This window comes from Pseudomonas sp. P7759 (assembly GCF_013386445.1).
Taxonomy (GTDB): domain Bacteria; phylum Pseudomonadota; class Gammaproteobacteria; order Pseudomonadales; family Pseudomonadaceae; genus Aquipseudomonas; species Aquipseudomonas azotoformans_A.
Window position 1 is genome coordinate 1 of the sequence record NZ_JACART010000118.1, and the last position, 1,676, is coordinate 1,676.

The 1,676-nt window shown below is 43.2% G+C and carries 2 protein-coding genes; both read right to left on the minus strand.

Translation table 11 applies throughout. The features are described from left to right. Window positions 1-111 precede the first annotated feature (111 nt). A complete protein-coding gene (locus tag HX823_RS31495) occupies window positions 112-570 on the minus strand; it encodes a hypothetical protein (protein WP_177078542.1) in 459 nt (152 codons plus the stop codon). Between the two features lie 19 nt (window positions 571-589). Next, window positions 590-1,567, minus strand: a complete 978-nt coding sequence (locus HX823_RS31500; RefSeq protein ID WP_177078544.1) for an AAA family ATPase — start codon at window positions 1,565-1,567, stop codon at window positions 590-592. Window positions 1,568-1,676 lie beyond the last annotated feature (109 nt).

The window sequence follows — 1,676 nt, forward strand, 5'->3', positions numbered from 1 at the left end:
AAGTGTTTATGAAGTGCTTATGATGTAGATCAGATCCAGTTCAGATCGGTGATTATGAACGTCCAGGCGAAAAAAAAACCGGTTAAGGGGCTTGGATTTTTTGAGTCTCTATCAGTCGATGGTGCGTCTGAATTCTGCATCTACGTCATCCAGGTAGGATTTAAGCACAGGGTCTGTCAAAGCCTTCAAGCGCAGAATGCACATGCGCTCAACGTCAACGCTGACTGAACTGCTCACGTACCCTTTGCCATAGCGCTTGTTGTTGGTGATGGATTCGAAAGCCTTGATAGCGCTATCGGTCTTGTCTGTGAACGCGAAGCTGCGAACGCTCAATTTGTTGCCTTCTGGCAGGGCTTTGTGTTCCTTCAAAGCTTGGTCAATTTTGAAAGCCAAGACCTTTTGATCGTGGATAGCTTTTTCAGCGGCTGCTTGCTCGATCTCTGCTTGAATCTGTTCTGGTGATTTTGGAGCTGTCTTTACCAAAGTGATTTCAGATTCTGGTGGTGTAGTTGGTGCTTCGGCTCTTTTAGCTTCTGCACGGGCTTTTGCTGCTTGTAAGTCAAATGTCATGATAGTTATCTCATTTTAGTTAGTTTGTGATTGATTCGTTTTGGGCAGTGGCGACCACTGATGTTTCAGCAAAGGCTTCAAGAATCGCTTTCACCACAAGATTGAATTCAGCTTGTGCAATTTTGGCCGATTCAGTCGTGGCGTTATAAATGGTCTGCCCTTTGTTGAATTGGTTAGGGTATATCGAGCGGAAAATCAAAGGTGCTTCCAACGGCTTCTGGTGTTCACCAAACGCATCACCAAATGCCCTAATGTCTGCATCAATCTGGTTCTTACGGTCGATTTCCTTCAAGGCTTTACGTTCTGCATTACGGGCAAGTCTTGCTGCATTCGTGGATGTATCCGTCAAGGTGAGGTTAGCGCTGACCTCTTTGGAATTTGCCTTGATGCGTGCTGGATCGAAAGCCAACAAAGAGCGTACCTTTGTGGTGAATTTTCCGCCTAGGCTCACGGCGTCGTATTTCAAATCCTCAATGATTCCCGACACGGTAACGGCAGTCACTGCGTTCTGCGTGTCGCCCTTGTAAGGTGTAATCACCAAGTCACTAAAGCTGATGAGCCTTTTAATCTCCTTGATTGGATTGTTTTTCGAGTCTAGAACCTTGGCTGGAACATCTACAATAATAAAGTCGAAGTGAGCGTAGTCACGTTTGATTACGTCAAATTGTGCGTCCAGCTCATAAAGGCTGCGGGCAATAACGATAGGACGGTTTTCAAGTGCGAATTCATCGTACTCAAGTTGATCCAGCAAGGACTGGTTTATAGATCTACCTTTATTTTTAAGAAATTCCACCTTGGCTTTGTTTTTGATAATGCGTTTTTCTGTTACTTCTTTGTTCTGCTCGATATGCATTTGAATTGCTGGTACGCCATCAGTGTCGATAATCAGCGTGCGATAACCCTGAAGCGCCAAGGAGTGGCTGAGATTTGAAATGGTCGTTGTTTTAGTAATGCTTTTATGACTGATTAAGGCCAAAATTTTAGCTGGTTGGTTCATGATTAAATTCCTTTAGTTTTGGTTTGTTTTTAAAATAATAACATTTTAAAAAAGAAAACAAGCCGTTAGTGTGAAATATTTCATAAATGGTTATGAAATACTTATGAGG

Excerpts from the sequence above, each read along its gene's own strand:
- HX823_RS31500 (WP_177078544.1), bottom strand. The coding sequence starts at position 1,567 with ATGAACCAACCAGCTAAAATTTTGGCCTTAATCAGTCATAAAAGCATT.
- HX823_RS31495 (WP_177078542.1), bottom strand. The coding sequence starts at position 570 with ATGACATTTGACTTACAAGCAGCAAAAGCCCGTGCAGAAGCTAAAAGA.